General features: G+C 63.7%; 15 protein-coding genes and 1 pseudogene. 6 read left to right on the top strand and 10 right to left on the bottom strand.

Annotated elements, in window-relative coordinates; translation table 11 throughout:
• Window positions 1-17 precede the first annotated feature (17 nt).
• Window positions 18-407, top strand: a pseudogene (locus tag HAV18_RS12420) (transposase); the annotation flags it as partial.
• 63 nt (window positions 408-470) lie between these two features.
• On the opposite strand, the gene HAV18_RS12415 reads toward HAV18_RS12420, so the two are convergent.
• From HAV18_RS12415 to HAV18_RS12405, 3 genes are read right to left on the bottom strand one after another with little or no spacing between them, the layout of a single operon-like run.
• On the bottom strand, window positions 471-1,892 hold the full coding sequence (locus tag HAV18_RS12415; protein WP_166955974.1) for a hypothetical protein: 1,422 nt from the start codon (window positions 1,890-1,892) through the stop codon (window positions 471-473).
• Between the two features lies 1 nt (window position 1,893).
• Entirely contained in the window at window positions 1,894-2,874 is a 981-nt protein-coding gene (locus HAV18_RS12410; RefSeq protein ID WP_166955972.1) for an ATP-binding protein, read from the bottom strand.
• On the bottom strand, window positions 2,874-4,901 hold the full coding sequence (locus tag HAV18_RS12405) for a hypothetical protein (RefSeq protein WP_166955969.1): 2,028 nt from the start codon (window positions 4,899-4,901) through the stop codon (window positions 2,874-2,876). Before HAV18_RS12405 ends, HAV18_RS12410 begins: the two co-directional genes overlap by 1 nt.
• Window positions 4,902-5,209: 308 nt before the next feature.
• On the opposite strand from HAV18_RS12405, the gene dapF reads away from it, so the two are divergent.
• Entirely contained in the window at window positions 5,210-6,040 is an 831-nt protein-coding gene (gene dapF / locus HAV18_RS12400; protein WP_166955967.1) for a diaminopimelate epimerase, read from the top strand.
• A 219-nt stretch (window positions 6,041-6,259) separates the two neighbouring features.
• Here the strand turns inward: dapF and HAV18_RS12395 are convergent, their stop codons facing one another.
• The 4 genes from HAV18_RS12395 to HAV18_RS12380 all read right to left on the bottom strand — a co-directional run bounded on the left by HAV18_RS12395 (window position 6,260) and on the right by HAV18_RS12380 (window position 10,541).
• Entirely contained in the window at window positions 6,260-6,688 is a 429-nt protein-coding gene (locus tag HAV18_RS12395) for a PRC-barrel domain-containing protein (protein WP_166955965.1), read from the bottom strand.
• Window positions 6,689-6,876: 188 nt separating this feature from the next.
• Entirely contained in the window at window positions 6,877-7,833 is a 957-nt protein-coding gene (locus HAV18_RS12390) for a hypothetical protein (protein ID WP_166955963.1), read from the bottom strand.
• A gap of 16 nt (window positions 7,834-7,849) precedes the next feature.
• Window positions 7,850-8,980 carry a 3-deoxy-7-phosphoheptulonate synthase gene (locus tag HAV18_RS12385; protein ID WP_166955961.1) on the bottom strand — a complete coding sequence of 377 codons (1,131 nt, stop codon included), beginning with the start codon at window positions 8,978-8,980 and terminating at the stop codon, window positions 7,850-7,852.
• Between the two features lie 244 nt (window positions 8,981-9,224).
• On the bottom strand, window positions 9,225-10,541 hold the full coding sequence (locus HAV18_RS12380; protein WP_166955957.1) for a lipase family protein: 1,317 nt from the start codon (window positions 10,539-10,541) through the stop codon (window positions 9,225-9,227).
• Window positions 10,542-10,946: 405 nt separating this feature from the next.
• Between HAV18_RS12380 and HAV18_RS12375 the strand changes: the two genes are divergently transcribed.
• From HAV18_RS12375 to HAV18_RS12365, 3 genes are read left to right on the top strand one after another with little or no spacing between them, the layout of a single operon-like run.
• Window positions 10,947-11,501: a hypothetical protein gene (locus tag HAV18_RS12375; protein WP_166955953.1), complete on the top strand. Its 555-nt coding sequence runs from the start codon at window positions 10,947-10,949 to the stop codon at window positions 11,499-11,501.
• 28 nt (window positions 11,502-11,529) lie between these two features.
• The gene (locus tag HAV18_RS12370) at window positions 11,530-11,952 is read left to right on the top strand and encodes a hypothetical protein (protein ID WP_166955951.1); all 423 of its coding nucleotides are present in this window, start codon (window positions 11,530-11,532) and stop codon (window positions 11,950-11,952) included.
• Window positions 11,952-13,217 (top strand): hypothetical protein, encoded by a 1,266-nt coding sequence (locus HAV18_RS12365; RefSeq protein WP_166955949.1) that lies wholly within the window; start codon window positions 11,952-11,954, stop codon window positions 13,215-13,217. The genes HAV18_RS12370 and HAV18_RS12365 overlap by 1 nt, the downstream gene beginning before the upstream one ends.
• A gap of 90 nt (window positions 13,218-13,307) precedes the next feature.
• Here HAV18_RS12365 and HAV18_RS12360 read toward each other — a convergent pair whose 3' ends face one another.
• Complete coding sequence (locus tag HAV18_RS12360) at window positions 13,308-14,015, bottom strand: YceH family protein (protein WP_166955947.1); 708 nt, start codon at window positions 14,013-14,015, stop codon at window positions 13,308-13,310.
• Window positions 14,016-14,417: 402 nt separating this feature from the next.
• Here HAV18_RS12360 and HAV18_RS12355 point away from each other — a divergent pair, with 402 nt between their 5' ends.
• On the top strand, window positions 14,418-15,182 hold the full coding sequence (locus tag HAV18_RS12355) for an SDR family oxidoreductase (RefSeq protein ID WP_166955944.1): 765 nt from the start codon (window positions 14,418-14,420) through the stop codon (window positions 15,180-15,182).
• Window positions 15,183-15,195: 13 nt separating this feature from the next.
• Here the strand turns inward: HAV18_RS12355 and HAV18_RS12350 are convergent, their stop codons facing one another.
• Together HAV18_RS12350 and HAV18_RS12345 are read right to left on the bottom strand one after the other, a co-directional pair.
• A complete protein-coding gene (locus tag HAV18_RS12350) occupies window positions 15,196-15,903 on the bottom strand; it encodes an MOSC domain-containing protein (RefSeq protein ID WP_166955942.1) in 708 nt (235 codons plus the stop codon).
• Complete coding sequence (locus tag HAV18_RS12345; protein WP_166955940.1) at window positions 15,900-16,796, bottom strand: dihydrodipicolinate synthase family protein; 897 nt, start codon at window positions 16,794-16,796, stop codon at window positions 15,900-15,902. The genes HAV18_RS12350 and HAV18_RS12345 overlap by 4 nt, the downstream gene beginning before the upstream one ends.
• Window positions 16,797-16,837 lie beyond the last annotated feature (41 nt).

The following is a 16,837-nucleotide window of genomic DNA, read 5'->3' as shown; positions in this document are numbered from 1 at the left end:
AATCCCGCCTCAAGTCACAGGCACTGAGCGAACAAGCCGTGATCGCGCCCGGCACGTAAGCCGCCACCATCGTCATGCCCCGTTTGACCCAGCAGCTTGCAGCCTTGCGTCAGCAACGCGACGAAGTCGCTGCCGAGGTTGAACGACTGGTGATTGCTCACCCTCTTTGGCTGGTCCTGACCAGCATGCCGGGAGTCGGCGTCAGGACCGCCGCCAGACTCCTGACCGAAGTTGCCCACAAAGCCTTCGCCTCGGCCGCTCATCTGGCGGCCTACGCTGGTCTTGCCCCGGCCACCCGACGCTCTGGCTCATCCATCCGCGGTGAGCATCCATCCAGACACGGCAACAAGGTATTCAAGCGCGCCTTGTTCCTGTCCGCCTTCGCGGCGTTGCGGGACCCAGTCTCATAATAGTCCTACCCCAATTGGTACGCTCTTGGCAGACGCACGCGAGGCGGAATTGCAAACACGCTAGGCGGCAGGAGTCCTATGTGTCCATCGCATCAGGACCAAATTGCTCCCGTCGCGCTGTATGCGCACACATTGAGATGGAAGTGTCCACGGGTCGGGACGATGCGAGTCGTCAATGTGCTCCAGCCAAGCTGTCACCGCCTCCACCTCCATGCTCAGTTGCCACTCGGTGGCCGTGTTGAGCAGATCGAGTGTCGAATCGTCAAGATTCCAAGCGTACTTCGCGAATGTGTCCTGCAAGCGATTGAAGTTTGGTTCGGCCCAAGGGTCGTGCTCCTTGACCAGTCGAACAAAATCACATTCAAGCAGGTCCTGCACAATACAGATCAGCCTCCCCAGCTCTTGCCCTGCCTGGCGCCCCTTCAGTACCGTTGTCCACTGTCCCCAACGAACATCCAGTTCGTCGAGCGCGACTTCATACGGGCAACGTACGTCATGATATTTGGCTGCGTCAGGATCACATTCCTGCCAAAAAATTCCGTCACCTCCAATGGGCATCCCGAACCAACGACAACGGCAAGTAGCATGGCGCTCTCGGAGCGGTGCGACGAGACGTTTATAGAGAGCCACAAATGGCGGCGGATTAGGTACCAGATCTCCTGTCTGCACGAAGAAATCAAACATCGTCCGAAACAAATAATTCAACCGCTTATCATCGACGACATGCTTAATACGGTCATCAAACACTTGACGCTCAGACTCCCACTCCACATTGACTGATTGCAAATATGGCTTTACGGAATCAGCAGGCGGACAAATAGAATAAAGTTGCCCAAGCTTCTGAGCATAGGGAGCACACTCAAATATTTGGCTTGTATGATATATAAATATATCTTTCTTCGAATATTGAGCCGCCGCTTCCGTTACATCGCCGATCCACCCTAAGATGCGACTCGGCACCTCGCCCAATCCCTCGTCCGTGGGCCCATTTCCGACGAGAGGCCATTTGGCGCAATGCGTGCGCATCACGTTCCGCAGTGCAGCGATGCGCCCCTCTAAAATCGTACCGTAGTGACGCGGGGGATGAACAACCTGCAACTGAGATGCATGAAAAGGGCACGATGCCAGCCATACCACTTCGTGAAACACACTGTGGTAGCCAAGTTCGGCGCATTCAGGACAGAAACGTATAGTGAATTCGTTTCCGTCCCCAACATCGAGTCCATAGGTACCGCATTGATTCAGGCCGAGGCCAAGTCGAATTACAGTAGATACTGTTGACTCAGGCTCGCCGAGCGTGGCAGCCAGCCGTTCGATTTCCTCGTCCGGCGACTCAGACGGACGATCTGGACGCCATGCCAAAACATCGATGCCCTTTCGGAAATTGACATGATTGAGTTCGCAAAATCGCAAAAAAATGCTGATCTTGGACTCGTACGGCCTCAGGCATCCTTTCCACCAATTGAATTCTGGATAATCCATATTAAGATGGCGGACAAATAATACGCATATGGTCTGAGAAATTCGTTCTGGCCAACCGCTTCAGCCAGTTTTCATACGACGTGACTTCCTCCCACTCGCCACCACGTGCCAATTCGTAGAGCGTCGCCTCGATGGTTCGAGCAATATGTTGCATGGGAAATTCACCAAATCGCCTCGCGTTGTCGGGGGATAGTTCCTGAAGAGCCGTCCAGATATCAGCGCCACATTCGGCCAACCGCCGGCCACGGCCGAAGCACTCGGGTGCGAAGTACTCGAGGAAAGATATCTCACTGTCTTCAGGCCAACGAGAATCAATGTCGTAGCCATTCAACACATAGTCCAGTTCGTCCTTCGTACGGAGGCCGTGGAATTGAGCATGAGACGCCATGAATCGCGCAGAAACGTGAGCATTTCCGGTTCCGGCGAAGTAGTCATACTTGTAGTTCAGTTGATGAGACCCTATCGAAATGACACTCAGCAGATACCCTTTGTTATCCAGATCGTTCTGTAGTCCCATCAACCACTGCCACTCGCGCAATGTCATGCCCTGCGCTTCGTCGATTAGCAGGATCACATAGTTTCGACGCGCCCACTCGGCAATTGCGATGAACCGTTGCAGACATAGATAGCGCCCCTCCGCACGCGGCGGCGGCTTCGCCGCATTGACCAGTACGAATCGAGACGCCAGCAGCAACATGTGCCAAAAACATGCCTCACTCAGATGGCTATCAGGCGGGCGAATCCATACAACCAGCGGCAGCTCGATCTCGAAGCGCTCGCGTAGCACCTGAGACAGGAAGTACTTGACGCACTTTGACTTCCCCAGCCGTGACGCACCTCGCAAATATGCGCCCGGGCACTGCTGATCGATCCAATCACCAATCTGGGAAATCATTTCGTTCATGGGTGGCGTATAGACCGCATACTGCTGCGTGACGATACAGTGCCGTGGGTCAATATGTGCTGGGAGCGAGAATGTCATCACGACCTCGTTGAGGCGATCCGACGGGGCGGCAAAGGTAAGGGAGTGTCCCGTCGCTTAGCGCTGGATGAGCGATCTTTTGAGGTACGCGTTTCAATCTTCTCGTCATCTGACGCCTCCTCTGCGCGTTTCAGTGCGCCATCAAGCATCGTGTCTCCAACCGATCCTGCCGCGGCAGCCGTCAGGATGCGACGGGCCTCCAGGTAGGCAGGATGAACCGGTAGTTTTCCTTTAGGCTGCGCTTCTGAGAAATGCACGAACGCCTCGACCGGATCCATCCCCGGAGAAGCGCGAAACTTCCCGCTCCTGTTTGCCTGGCAAATCGCCGTACGTACAGCCAAGCTGTGTGGCAATCCATTCCACGGAGGCGCTGCTCGCAGTATCCCCAACGAAGTACCGTTGATCTCGGCACCCATTGCGATGCGAGCATCGTTCTCTCTATGTGCGATCACCCATATCTTCGACCCAGCTAGATCATGCCGAATGCCCAGGATCTCGTTCGAATACGTGGCGTTGAAGAATTCGACGTACGGTCGTCGCCCAGTGCTGGCTCCACCCCGCACCGTACAAAGCTTCCGAACACTGAACATCGAGTTGACCATCTCAGGTTCCACATGTCGCAACACCGAAGATGAATGGCGATAGAGGAACGCTGCATACTCCAGAGGGGTGCGGTATCCGATACTCCGATGAGGCGTGCTGTTGTAGTTTGCGATCAGGATGTCGAGAATTTCTTCTGCATACTCGTATTGGAAGCGGCTCGTCAACGCCACGGCGTCCGGATTGCGACCTTTCTTATCTTGCGGCTTGGCGCCAGTCGTGTTGGATAGTCGCTGAAATCCACGTCCTGCCAAATGGCGATTGAACGTCTCGATGAAAGGTCGATCATCTTTGCTACGTCGCTTCGAAAACGAGCTTGATGGGTCAAGTAGTTTGGATCGAACGACATCTTCCAGAGATCGGCGAACATGCTGACATGTCTCTGCAAGTGCGCCATCTACGCTTGTCTCGTCCCAGCATAAACCAACATAGTCCGGGCCGAGCACCGACAATAGCCCTGCGCCAGGTATATAAGCATCCTCACTAAATGTCACTTGCCGCGGCGTCCAGGGGTTCAGCGATGCCTTGATCGCTCGAAGGACGTCGTCGGTCGACACTTCCCGTCTTAGACTGAAGTAGTACCCAATGACCGCTCGAGAAACAACTTCGAGCAAGACAACCACCCAGAGCCGATGGACCATTTTCTCAACAAAGCCGCCCCCGATCTGCGGCAGGAGCACACAGAACCGCCCGTCGATTTTATGCGCGTCCATCTCTACTCGCTGCATAAACCGGGAAACTGGGCGGTTAGTCCCATCGCCCGTTGCTAGTTTTTTGACCATATCCGGCCCCCCTGCCTCATGCGCCATTACTTTGGGGTTCGCCAGCAGGACTTTCTCGACGTAGCGCCTGATCGAGTAATAACCGAGACTGACAGTGTTAAAGGGCCATTCGTCGCGTATCTCGTAACCAAGCGCTCGAAGCTGATCAAGAAACCAGTTGTGATGACGAGTCTTCGCGCGCTTTATCTCGGCAAGCTTGTTCGTGCGCGGGATAGTCAAAATCCTGGCGTCGAAACTTTTCCTCAGTTCCGGATGAGCGTCGAGAATACCCTGCATTGCACCGGCCGCACCGCCACCATAGACATCTACGTGGATCCGTTTGATTCGATGGTACGGGCGCATTCGCACGTACGGCATCAAACCCCGCCATCCAAACTCTCGGCCATCCTCATGAGTCTCGAGGCAACGCTCGTTGATCAGCCGATAGGCCTGCTTCGCGCTGAGCGATGTTGCTTTCTTGATCGACTCGGGTGATTCCCCGGCCAGGTACAGCTCAACCGCCTTCTTCCTCGCGAAATAAAGCGCTTGTCGAGAGTCAGTCATCGTACCTACGTCGGGCGTCACCCACTTTGAAGTGTCATGGGCCCGTCCTCGCACTATCCGCTGCGAAAACACTGGCAGTTCTTCGGAGTCTTCAACTGACATCCCGCCCTCCTCGCCATCGGAGCGACACGCTCAACTCATCTGAGCGCCGTCCTGACAACACCTGTCCGAAAGAAGGCTAGTACATCAAAAACGCATGCACGGGATTAGTTACAAAATCACCAAAATGCTGGGATGAGATACAATTTTATGCAAATTTTCTCCTCGTGAATTTGTTCCCGGGATCCCGGAGATGCCCTATTGGCGGGGGTGTCGTAGATACAAATTTATGCAAACCAACGTCCGGCGCGCGATTGATCGTGAACGGCGAGCCACGTACAGTGTTCACCTGTCTCCCTGCCGGAACCACCATGCCGATCGGATTTCAGAAAATGCACGCGAATGGCGACGACTTCGTCATCGTCGACCTGCGCGGCCAGGATCAGGATCGCGTGCACGCGATCGACCGCGACCTCGTACGGCGCATGGGCGACCGGCACAACGGCATCGGCTTCAACCAGCTCGCGGTCGTGTCGGATTGCGAGGACGCGGCGGCCCGCGTCGCGTTCTGGAACGCCGACGGCTCGCCGCTCGACACCTGCGGCAGCGCGACGCGCGGCGTCGCGTGGAAGCTGATGCGGGAAACCGGCATGGCGTCGCTCGTGCTGCGGACCCGCCGCGGGTATCTCGTGTGCTCGAGGGAGGCGAACGGCCTGATCACCGTCGGGATGGGCACGCCGCTCACCGGCTGGCGGGACGTGCCGGTCGCCGAGGCACTCGATACCCTCGCGCTGCCGTTACCCGGCGCGCCGGCCGCCTGCAACATGGGCAACCCGCATTGCACGTTCTTCGTCGACGACCTCCGCGTGATCGATGTCGCGGCGCTCGGCCCGGCCATCGAAACGCATCCGCTGTTCCCGCAGAAAACCAACGTGCATTTTGTTCAGGTCATCGATCGCACGCATATCCGCCTGCGCATCTGGGAGCGCGGCGGCGGCGTGCCGCTCGGTTCGGGATCGTGTTCGTGCGGTGCGGTCGTCAACGGCATCCGGCGCGGGCTGCTCGACGATACGGTGCGGGTGACCTGTGACGGCGGCGACGTCACCGTTCAATGGGACGGCACCGGCAGCGTGTTCCTGAGCGGGCCGGTCGCGTTCGGTTTCGACGGGGTGTGGGTGGACGGAGAGAAGCCGGCGATCTGATCGCCGGTATATGCGGCATTCGCGGCGTGTTGCGGATCACTGCGCCGAATCGCGCACGATGCGCTGCCGCATCGTCGTCGATCGTCGAGGCAACTCGTCCGGCGCCATGATGCGACGCCATGCCTCCGCCGATTCGCGCCGACTCGCATGGCCATCGACGGCCAGCGATCGCCAGCCCGGGCGCATTGCACGCCGGGCTGCGATACATCGAATCGACGATCAGTGCTTGTCGTCGACCTTCTTCGGCTTCGGCGGCGTCGGCACCTTCGCGTACTGGAACGCCGGCGTTGCCTTCAGCGCGTCCTTCGTCGCGCCCGGCAGGTAGATGTTGCCCTTGCGCACGTCGAGCGACGCGATCGGCACCGCGACGTCATGCGCGGCCACGCCGAGGAAGCCACCGGCCGACACGATCGCCGCCGACACCGAGCCGTCCGGCGCGACGATCAGGTCGCGCACGGTGCCGACCTTCTGGTTGTCGTCGTTATAGACGGCCTTGCCGAGCACGCTCTTCTTCACGCTCCAGCCTTCGAGCAGCGCCTGCGATTGCTCGACGGTGACGCTGAGCGGCTGCGCACCCGCGATCTGCGCGTGCGCGCTGACGCTCGAGGCGAGGACGGTTGCTGCGATGAGGGTCTTGTAGAAAGCCATGCTGTTGTGTACTCCGGTGAATTGTTGTCGGTGTCGGCGGCCGGCCGAGCCGCCGCCATGCATGCGCCGCATGAAGCACGGCGGCTCCCGCACGACGCGTTGCACCGGCCCATGTTAGCGTCACTCGCGAATCGCTGCATCGGACGCGATGACGCAGCCCCGGCCACGCGACCCGCGCGACGGCAACATTACGGACACCGCAGCGAATCGCGTACGCGGTCGAACTCCGGCAGATAACGCGCGTAGTTCTCCTCGCGCGCCGTGTAGATCAGCGCGCAGGTCTTCGTGTCGCCGGACGTCAGCACGGCCGCCTGGTGCACGGTTTCGTCGTCGAGCGCTCCCTTGTGCTCGCACATCAGTGCGGGCCGGCCGGCTATCGTGCCGTTCGCCGCGTGCGACCATTCGATCGCGCTGCCGCCTTCCTTGACCGCATCGACCATCCCGTCGCAGAAGCTCGACAGCGTGTCGTCGCCCTTCTCGCCGATGACGAACTCGATCCCCGCCGACATCAACCCGAACCTGAAACGCCGGATCCGGTAGGTCGCGTCGCCGCGATCCTCCGGCTGGTTCGCGACCCGCCATCCGGCGGGCAAGCGCAGCTCCGCGGGCGCCGGATAATCGCGCACGAGCCGCAGGTCGCTGTCGAAGTTCAGCACGCCCGCGACACCCAGCACCACGATCACCACGGCGATCGACAGCCAGACACCGAGCAGCGTCAGCAAGCCGATGCCCGCCGCACGCCAGTTCGACTGCAGCGCACCACCGGCGGCCCGATGAGCGTCGACGGCCGCGCCTTGCGCGTGCCGTGCATAGATGACCGTGCCCGCGAGACCGGCAATGACGACCGCGTGCACGAGTGCGTGCGGCACCGCCGCGGTTTCCGGAATGTCCACTGCCGCGTAAAGCACGATCGACACGAGCGTGACGAGTGCCGTGACGAGAATCTGCCGCTGCGCGAGCGCGCGGTGGCCGAGGCGTCGCGCGTTCGCCGCGAGCAGGATACCGCCGGCGAGCGGCGAGCCGAGGAACGCCGCCCAGCCGACGCCCGCCATCGTGAACAGCTTGCCGGGCGGCACCGTTGCCGCCCTACCGGAAGCAGCGGGTTCGCCCGGGATAGCCGGTGCGTCGGACGGGAAATCGGTCATGTCGGCGTCGCCCCCGTCACGCATTTCGCGAATACACGCGCCGTTGCCGCACGGCGTCGGCCAGCACGTCGAGCACCGGCTCCGTCTGTGTCCAGCTCAGGCACGCATCGGTGATCGACACCCCGTACTTCAACGGCACGCCCGGCTTCAAATCCTGACGCCCGGCTTCGAGATGGCTCTCGACCATCACGCCAACGATCCGATGCTCGCCCTGCGACAGTTGCCGTGCGAGATCCTGCGCGACGTCGATCTGCCGGTCGTGCGACTTGTTCGAGTTCGCATGCGAGCAGTCGACCATCACCTGCTCGCGCAAGCCGGCCTTGCGCAGCACCGCGCAGCACGCCTCGACATGCTCGGCGTCGTAGTTCGGGCCAGTCTTGCCGCCGCGCAGGATCACGTGCGCGTCGTCGTTGCCGCGCGTCTCGAAGATCGCGGCCATCCCCATCTTCGTCATCCCCATGAACGCATGGCTCGCGGCCGCGGCGACGATCGCATCCGACGCGACCTGCACGCCGCCGTCGGTGCCGTTCTTGAAACCGATCGGGCAGCTCAGGCCCGACGCGAGCTGGCGGTGGCTCTGGCTCTCGGTCGTGCGCGCGCCGATCGCGCCCCACGCGATCAGGTCGGCGATGTACTGCGGGCTCAGCAGGTCGAGGAATTCGGTCGACGCCGGCAGGCCCAGCGCGTTGATGTCGAGCAGTAATTGCCGCGCGGCACGCAGCCCTTCGTTGATACGGAAGCTGCCGTCGAGGCGCGGATCGTTGATGTAACCCTTCCAGCCGACCGTCGTGCGCGGCTTCTCGAAGTAGACGCGCATCGTGATCAGCAGGTCGTCCTTCAGCGCATCGGCGGCCACCTTCAGGCGGCGCGCGTAGTCGAGCGCCTGGTCGTGATCGTGGATCGAGCACGGGCCGACGACGAGCAGCAGCCGATCGTCGCGGCCGTGCAGGATGTCGCCGATCGCGCGGCGCGTATCTTCGACGAGCGTCTGCGTGGCGGCCGGCACCGGCAGCTCGTCGAGCAGCAGCGCAGGCGAAATCAGCGGGCGCACGGCGCCGATGCGGACGTCGTCGATGCGCGTGGTGTCCTGCGTCGCGTCGGCGCTGCCTACCTCGCGATCGTGGGAAGGATTGTCGAGGTTCTGCATGGTGATTCTCCGGGGGACGTCTGGAATGATGGGCAGGCTCGATTATGGCACCCGGGCGGGACGGCGAAGGGTTGCGGCGGGAGGAACGGGCGCGGCTCAGGCGGAGCAAACGTGACTGCGGTCAATCCCGGAATGAAAAAAAGCGACCCATGAAGGGTCGCCTGGTCATGCGCCGCGCGGTGCGGTGCTGTTGGGTGCTGCCGTGCTGTGCAGTGCTGCTGTGCAGTGCGGTGCGGCGCTGCGGCTAGTGCAGCGTCTCGGGCGCCAGCGAATTGCTCGGCAGCAGCGACGTCAGCCAGCAATTGCTCGGCGCGGCTTTCCCGTTGAATCGGTCGTAGAGCCACGGCAGCATGCCGGCCACCCACGGCACGATCGCACCCGCATGCTCGAGCGGATACTCGGTGTACGTGACCGGCGTGCCGCTGGCGCAGAACTTCTGCGCCAGCGCGCGCACGTCGTACGCCATCATCACACCGTCGCCCACCTGGCTGCTGAAGGTGCCGTCCAGCGCGCCCGCCGTGCCCTGGCCGATGAACATCGGGATCGTCGGCGATGCGGCCAGCCCGGCATTCACCTTGTTTGCGTACGTCACATACACGGGAATGCTGTTGATGTCGTTCGCGTATTGCGGCTTGAACAGCGTGCTCCAATGCAGCCCCGTGTACTTCGGCAGGATGTACGCGAGCGACTGGTTCTGGATGTCCTGGAACACGGCGACGCCGGTATCGCTGAGATAGGGCGTCAGGTCGAAGCCGTAGCCGCGCGACAGCCCGGCCAGCGCGGCCGCCGCCACGCCGCCCCACACGATGCTGCCGTCGACATAGCGCAGGTTGTGCGCGGGGTCGACCAGCACACCGCCTTCCGCCGCGCCGACGAGCTGCCGGTTGATCTCGGGCGCATAGCTCGGCGCGAGCTGCGCGGCCCAGTTCGTCGCGATCGCGCCGCCGGAATAACCGATCATCGCGACCTTGCTCGACGGATTCAGGCCGGTCGACGGCGTATTGAGCGCCGCGCGGATCGAATCGAGCGTCGTCATCCCGTACTCGGGGCCGGCGGCGAAGTCGGCCGTCTGGCCTTCCGTATCGGGCACGATGACGTTGTAGCCGAGTAGCAGCAGGGTCGACAGCGGAATCGATTCCGCGCTGTAGAGCAACGTGCCGATATTGATGACCTTCGTGACGTCGCGATCGCCGGCGATCACCTGCGACGGCTCGTCGTACGGGTTCAGCGAATCGTAGGCCGACTGGTACGAGATGGCCTGGCCGTTGCTGACCTGGCTCCGGATCACGGACGTCACGTTGACGACCGGCTGGTTCAGCGCGTTATTGGTGCGATACAGCAACTGCTGCGCGGTCAGCGCGGTCGGGATGCCGGCCACGTGATAGGTGACGTTGCGCGTGTTGAGCACCGTGCCCGGTGGAATCGATGCCAGCGGCGTGGTGCCGGTGTACGTGTAGAACGGATCGGACACGGCCGGTGCGCCGGCGCTGGCCGGCGGTGCGGCGACAGCCAGCGCGGCGGACACGGCGGCCGCGGCCAGCATGAAGCGTCTGGAGGACATGGTTGGAGCCCCTGGGATAACCTGCTTTCATCGAAGGAAGTTCGGCGGTGTTGCAGAGCATCGTGTGTGCCGCTTCAAAACCGTTTCCGTGCCATCGCACTGTCTCCTGTTAATGAATAATCCGGCCTGTTCTGAATCTGTAATTTTAGTAGGAGTACAAACCGGATTAATTGAAGCACATCGAGAACGCGCTCGATGGGCGTTTTCCATTGTTTGAAGGAAAACGTCTAAATCCGCCGCCGCACGATGCGGGTGCACCGGCCGTTTGGCCGACTGTCCGCGTTTTGCCGAAGTGCCGTACGATCACGGCTGTCCGGTACCGAAGCGGCCGCGTCGTACGACGCCGGCCGCACGGCGCACCGCCTGACCGTGACCGATCGTTCCCTGCCCAACCGACATGCCACGATGACCGTCTCCGAACTGCTCCGCGCCATCCGCCAACCGTATGCCGACCTGCTCGCGAAAGCGGCTGCACAACCGGCCGTGATCGTCGAACCGGCCTACCGGCGTGCCGACGGCACGCTCGCCACCGAAGGGCCGCTCGCGCTGCCGTGCCGGGCCGACCTCATCGCGACCGAAGGCGAAGCGGCCGGCCAGCCCGCGATGGTCGATTCCGCCACGCAGCTGGATTTCGAGCCGTTCGCGTTCGACCTCGAAACGGCAGCCGTGTCGATCCGCCCGTTCGTATGGGACTGGGCCGCGATCGAGGCCGACGGGCTCGACGAAAGCGCAGCAATCGATGCGTTCAAGACCTGGTTCTTCGCGTGGTTCGATGCCGACGACGAGAACACGCCGGCCGAGGACGGCCTGCACGGGATCGTTCACTACCTGTCGGAACCGGTTCGCACGGAACAGGGGTGGCGCGTGAATGCGGATCTCGGCTCCGCGCCCGAAACGGCCGTCGAGGATCTGCTGTTCCGGCTCGTCGATGCGGGCGCTTCGCGGATCAGCGTCGGTTGACGTGCCGCTTCATTACTCTCACGCCATCATGAAAAAAGTCCTCGCAGCCGTGCTGCTCTGCGTGTCGCTGCCGGCGCTCGCCAAGGTGTCCACCGAAGTGTTCTGCTTCCGGTCGGACGGCGACAAACCCGTGCGTTTCGAGATGCGCACCTACTATGACGATGCGGTCAAATGGTCGGGCGGCATGGTCCGGTATGCGCAATCGAAAACGGCCCTGCCGCTGGTGATCGAGCACGAGGAGGATGAAGTGCTCGACGAAAGCCGTCCGCACCAGTACACGACGACCTGGGCCGAAATGGTCGGCGGCAGGATCAACGGGCGCTACGAAATGATGACCCAGGGCGCGATGGTCTATTCGATGACCTACACCAATGCGCGCACCGGCAAGCAGACCGCGTTCGGCCGCGCGCTGGATGTCGACGCATCCGAACAGACCGGGTGCCGCTGGTGATGCGCCCGCTGATCCGGATCGCGTGGGTGCTGGCCGCGCTGCACGCAGGCTTCGCGCATGCCGCGCCGCGCACGGTCTACGAAGGCACGCTGCAGGGCGCCGGCACCGTCGTCATGGAGCTCGACGATCGCACGGCGGCTGACGGTTCAATCTCGGGCCGCTACTTCTATGCACAGCTCGGCGTCGATATTCCGCTGCACGGCACGCCTGCGCAACTGGTCGAACCGCTCGTGCGAACGCAGTTGCCGGACGACGCCCGCAGTCCATTGGGATTCCGCGAGCAAGCCGATTTCGATCATGCCGCGGCCACCTGGCAGGGCACGCGGGACAAAGCCGGCTATCGCGGCCGCTGGACCGATGCGCGCTCCGGCAAGACGCGCAGCTTCACGCTGCGGCGCATCGCTGAATACGATCCCGACGCGGTTGCGCCCGGCTCCGTCGAAGCCGTCACCAACAGCATCGCCGGCGGCGTCGGCAGCGGTATCGCAAGCGGCGTGGCCATCGACATGCGGCAGGCGCCTTATGCCACGCTGAAGCTTGACGGGCACGCGCAGCCGGCCGGCCCCGAGATCGGAGACGGCACCGTCGCGTACCGGATGTGGCGCGACCCGCGCACGAAGCTCATGTATCCGCGTCTGAGCCGCCATCCCGATCCAGCGGTCATGGCACGGGTCAACCGCCTGCTCGAACAGCAGCACTGGCAGATGAATCTCGCCGCGCTCGAATGCGCGTCGACCCGCTATTCCGACGACGGGCCGGCCGCCGGTTCGCTCGGCGGCTACGACGACGAACAGGTGACGGTCACGTGGCTGTCACCTGCGGCACTCGGCATCGTGGAATCGGGCAGTACGTACTGCGGCGGCGCTCATCCGAACAATCACTACGATCCGGTCACGTTCGACCTGCTGCGTGGTACGTACCTCGACTGGAATCGCGTGATCGACGCGGCTACGGCAGGCAAGGACGGCGACCCGGGAACAAGCCCCGCGCTGGTGAGTTTCATTACGCAGTTGCGCGACAAGGCAACACACGGTCAGCAAGTGACGGACGGCGAAGGCGACTCGCTGTCGTGCGCGGATGTGTTCCCCGAGTATCTGGCGTTCGAGCTCGATGCGCCCGGCAAGCTGTCGTTCGTCGTATCCGGGATCGGCCACGCGATGGGCGCCTGTCTTGGGCCGCAACTCGACGTGCCGTTTGCGGCGCTCGCGCCGATCCTGAGACCGGACGGCGCACGCTATCTCGTACCGGGCGTCAAGCTGAAGTAACGCGGCGGTGCGGGCGGTATCCGCCACGCGCCCCGGCCCGGCCGCGTGGCGACGGGGCCGGGCGAGGCACGCGCATCGCCGCCATCTGCGTCAGGACGCGTCGCCTTGCACGTCGACGTCGATTCCGAGCTCGCCGGCCATCCGCAGAACCAGCGCATTCAGTCGCGCCACTTCATCCGCGAGGCGCTTCTGTTCGGCCTTCAGCGCTTCGAATTCCGAAGGCGGCACGGAATCCGCGCCGCCGGCATCCGCGCTCGCGAAGTCGGCCATGTTCACTTCGCCGCACATCAGGTGCATCCAGCGGTTCTCGCGCGCGCCCGGCGCACGCGGCAACCGGACGACGAGCGGCTGCGCGCGCGCCGCGAGTTCGTCGAGGAACGCCTCGACCGACGAGATATCCGCGAAGCCATGCAGGCGCGCGCTGTTCAGGCGCAGCTCGGCGGCCGTCTGCGGGCCGCGCAGCAGCAGGATCGTCAGCAGCGCGATCGCCTGGCTCGGGATGCCGAGCACACGGTTCATGTTGTGCTCGAAACGCGGCACGCGGCTGCTGCTGCCTTCCATCACGATGCTCAGGTGCTTCAGCCCGTCGAGCGCGGTCGTGACTTCGTCCTCGCTGACGTTCATCACCGGCGCGCGCGCGGTTTTCTGGTTGCAGCCCGCGGTCAACGCATTCAGCGACAGCGGATAGGTATCCGGCACCGTGTGCTGTTTCTCGACGAGCACACCGAGAATGCGGGCCTCGAGGGGCGTGAGTTCGCGAAGGGCGCGTGGCGTGGGCGTATCCGGCGTGGTGTTCATGAGTGGCGTCGCAGCGTGCAGCAGGTGAAGGGAAACGGTCGCGGCCCGTCCGGCATCGCGCACGGGCGAGCCATATGATAGCTCGCGTCGCGCCGCCCGGCGCCGCCCGCCGCGCCGGCGCGCGAACTTGCCGCAGCCGGCTTTCGTCCGACCTGTCGGCCCGCCGGTGCCGCGCGGCGATGGATGCGCGCCGCGCCGGCGATTCCGCCGCCTTGCACACGGCGGCGTTTGCGCGACACGCATGCGGGCGCTACGATATGCGTCACCCTGACGTCCGCGGCGCCATGCGGCCGCCTTCGCACGCATCGCCACGCATCGCCCGTCCCGCACGCCATGCCGCCACGCATACGCGCCGCGCGTCGCTGGCGCTCATCCGTTCACCCCTTCGACCCGCTCACCGCCATGAACGCATCCTCTTCCGTACCGCACGTGCGCGCCATCGTCACCGGACACACGCGCGGCCTCGGCGCGTCGCTCGCCGAACAACTGCTGCTTGAAGGCATCGCCGTGCTGGGCGTATCGCGCAGCCGTCATCCGGCGCTCGCGTCGCAAGCCGGCGACCGATTCACCGAAATCGAACTCGACCTGTCGGACACGCCGGCCGTCGCGGGCTGGCTCGCCGGCGACACGCTGCGCCGCTTCGTCGACGGCGCATCGATCGTGCTGCTGTTCAACAACGCGGGCATCGTCGATCCGATCGGCCCGCTCGCCGCGCAGGACCCGGCGATCGTCGCACGTGCGGTCGGCGTGAACGTCGCGGCACCGCTGATGCTGTCGGCCGCGCTCGCGCAAGCGGCATCGACCACCACCGAATGCCGGATCCTGCACGTGTCGAGCGGCGCGGCGCGCAACGCGTACGCGGGCTGGAGCGTCTACTGCGCGACCAAGGCCGCGCTCGATCACCATGCGCGCGCAGTCGCGCTCGACGCGAACCGCGCGTTGCGGATCTGCAGTGTCGCGCCGGGCGTCGTCGATACGGGCATGCAGGCGACGATCCGCTCGACCAGCGAAGACAACTTCCCGATGCGCGAGAAATTCGACCAGTTGAAGTCGAGCGGCGCGCTCGCGACGCCCGAGGCGGCCGCGCGACAGTTGATCGCCTATGCATTGAGCGATGCGTTCGGTTCGGTGCCGACCGCCGACGTGCGGGAACTGCCGAGCCACTGAGCGGCGCGGCCCGTCAACGCCCATCGAGCCGCTTCGCCCAGTCTTCGACCTGCCGCTCCGTCCGGCGCTTGTCGAGCATCTTGCGCCATCCGGGCGGCAGTATCGGGACGTCGCACAGTGCCTCGAGCGCGGCCATGTCGAGCGTGCGCCGGTACAGCACGTCGAGCACCGTCGACAGCGTCCATTGCGGAAAGGTGCGTCGATGCAGCGCCAGCACGTCGCCCGGCGCCACCCAGCCGTCCTGCAGCACGCGGTAGTACCACCCGGTCCGGCCGCTTTGCTGCACGAGCGCGGCCATCCGCGGATGATCGAAACGCGCGTTGAGCTTCCAGCACGGCTGCCGCGACTGCGACACCTGAAGCACGGCGCCGCCCAGCGTGAACTCGTCGCCAAGACACACGTCGTGCTCGGTCACACCGCGCGTCGACAGGTTCTCGCCGAACGCACCCGGTTGCGCAAGCACGTCGCGCGCGCCGATCTGCGCGGCCCACCATGCATAGTGATCGTGCGCATAGTGGTGCACCGCCTTGTCGGGGCCGCCGTGATGCCGCGCATCGGCCTGCTCGTCGCCGACAAAACCGAGCGCGCCCAGCCACAGACGCGAGCCCACCGGCTGCTTGTCGATCGCGCTGGCGTGCGGCGTGCCGGCCAGCGGCCGGCTCTTACCGACCCGCACCGCGCCGATAGCGGCCGAGATCGCCGGCCGTGCCGGATCGCTCATGTCGTCACACCGTCCGGCAGCGCCGCGAGCACGCGTTCGAGTTCGCGCGTGCGCGCGTCGCCGAGCGGCATCAGCGGCTTCCTCGGTTCGCCGGCATCGAAGCCGCACAGGCGCAACCCGGCCTTCACGGTCACCGGCAACCCGCCGTTGACGATGAACTGCAGCAGCGGCAGCTGCGCATGAAAGACCGTCCTGGCGCGCGCCAGATCGCCCGCGCGCATCGCGTCGAACAGCGCCAGCGGCAACGCCGCATTCAGGTTCGGCGCGGCCGTGCACCATCCGGCCGCGCCTGCCGCGAGCGCGGCGAGCGCCATCGGGTTGCTGCCGTTGTAGAACGGGATCGTCCCGTCGCTCAGTTGCGCGAGCCGATGCATCCGGCCGATGTCGCCCGTGCTCTCCTTCACCATCGTCACGTTGTCGACGCTCCGGCAGATCGTCGCGATCAGGTCAGGCGACATGTCGACGCCGCTCGTCGCGGGGTTGTTGTACAGCATGATCGGGATGCCGATCGCATCGCCAATCGCGCGGTAGTGCGCGACAATCTCGTCGTTACCGAGCTTCCAGTACGACACCGGCAGCACCATCACCGCATCGGCGCCGGCCTGTTCGGCGAAGCGCGCGCGGCGCACCGCGCCCGCCGTGGTGAGGTCGGAAATGCCGACGACGGTCGGCACGCGCCGACGCACCGCGCGGATCGACGCGGTGGCGACCGCCTCCCATTCAGCGTCGGACAGGTATGCACTCTCACCCGTGCTACCCAGTGGGGCGATCGCGTGGACGCCATCGGTAATGAGCCGCTCGATCAGCGCATCGAGCGCTTTCAGGTCAACGCCGCCGTCGGCGGAGAACGGCGTGACCGGGTAGGCAATGATGCCTTGCAGCAGGATGGACACGATGTGTATTCCTCAATGATTGTCGGACGAGATGGAAACGA

Origin of the sequence: Burkholderia sp. D-99 (assembly GCF_011605345.1) — a bacterium.
Lineage (GTDB): Bacteria > Pseudomonadota > Gammaproteobacteria > Burkholderiales > Burkholderiaceae > Burkholderia.
The sequence above is the reverse complement of the archived record's forward strand: the minus strand, read 5'-3'. Positions and strand labels throughout refer to the sequence as shown.

What these genes read in the sequence shown, in the direction of transcription:
- HAV18_RS12415 (WP_166955974.1), bottom strand. Translation starts at nt 1,892, where the DNA reads ATGGATTATCCAGAATTCAATTGGTGGAAAGGATGCCTGAGGCCGTAC.
- HAV18_RS12410 (WP_166955972.1), bottom strand. Translation starts at nt 2,874, where the DNA reads ATGACATTCTCGCTCCCAGCACATATTGACCCACGGCACTGTATCGTC.
- HAV18_RS12405 (WP_166955969.1), bottom strand. Translation starts at nt 4,901, where the DNA reads ATGTCAGTTGAAGACTCCGAAGAACTGCCAGTGTTTTCGCAGCGGATA.
- dapF (WP_166955967.1), top strand. Translation starts at nt 5,210, where the DNA reads ATGCCGATCGGATTTCAGAAAATGCACGCGAATGGCGACGACTTCGTC.
- HAV18_RS12395 (WP_166955965.1), bottom strand. Translation starts at nt 6,688, where the DNA reads ATGGCTTTCTACAAGACCCTCATCGCAGCAACCGTCCTCGCCTCGAGC.
- HAV18_RS12390 (WP_166955963.1), bottom strand. Translation starts at nt 7,833, where the DNA reads ATGACCGATTTCCCGTCCGACGCACCGGCTATCCCGGGCGAACCCGCT.
- HAV18_RS12385 (WP_166955961.1), bottom strand. Translation starts at nt 8,980, where the DNA reads ATGCAGAACCTCGACAATCCTTCCCACGATCGCGAGGTAGGCAGCGCC.
- HAV18_RS12380 (WP_166955957.1), bottom strand. Translation starts at nt 10,541, where the DNA reads ATGTCCTCCAGACGCTTCATGCTGGCCGCGGCCGCCGTGTCCGCCGCG.
- HAV18_RS12375 (WP_166955953.1), top strand. Translation starts at nt 10,947, where the DNA reads ATGACCGTCTCCGAACTGCTCCGCGCCATCCGCCAACCGTATGCCGAC.
- HAV18_RS12370 (WP_166955951.1), top strand. Translation starts at nt 11,530, where the DNA reads ATGAAAAAAGTCCTCGCAGCCGTGCTGCTCTGCGTGTCGCTGCCGGCG.
- HAV18_RS12365 (WP_166955949.1), top strand. Translation starts at nt 11,952, where the DNA reads ATGCGCCCGCTGATCCGGATCGCGTGGGTGCTGGCCGCGCTGCACGCA.
- HAV18_RS12360 (WP_166955947.1), bottom strand. Translation starts at nt 14,015, where the DNA reads ATGAACACCACGCCGGATACGCCCACGCCACGCGCCCTTCGCGAACTC.
- HAV18_RS12355 (WP_166955944.1), top strand. Translation starts at nt 14,418, where the DNA reads ATGAACGCATCCTCTTCCGTACCGCACGTGCGCGCCATCGTCACCGGA.
- HAV18_RS12350 (WP_166955942.1), bottom strand. Translation starts at nt 15,903, where the DNA reads ATGAGCGATCCGGCACGGCCGGCGATCTCGGCCGCTATCGGCGCGGTG.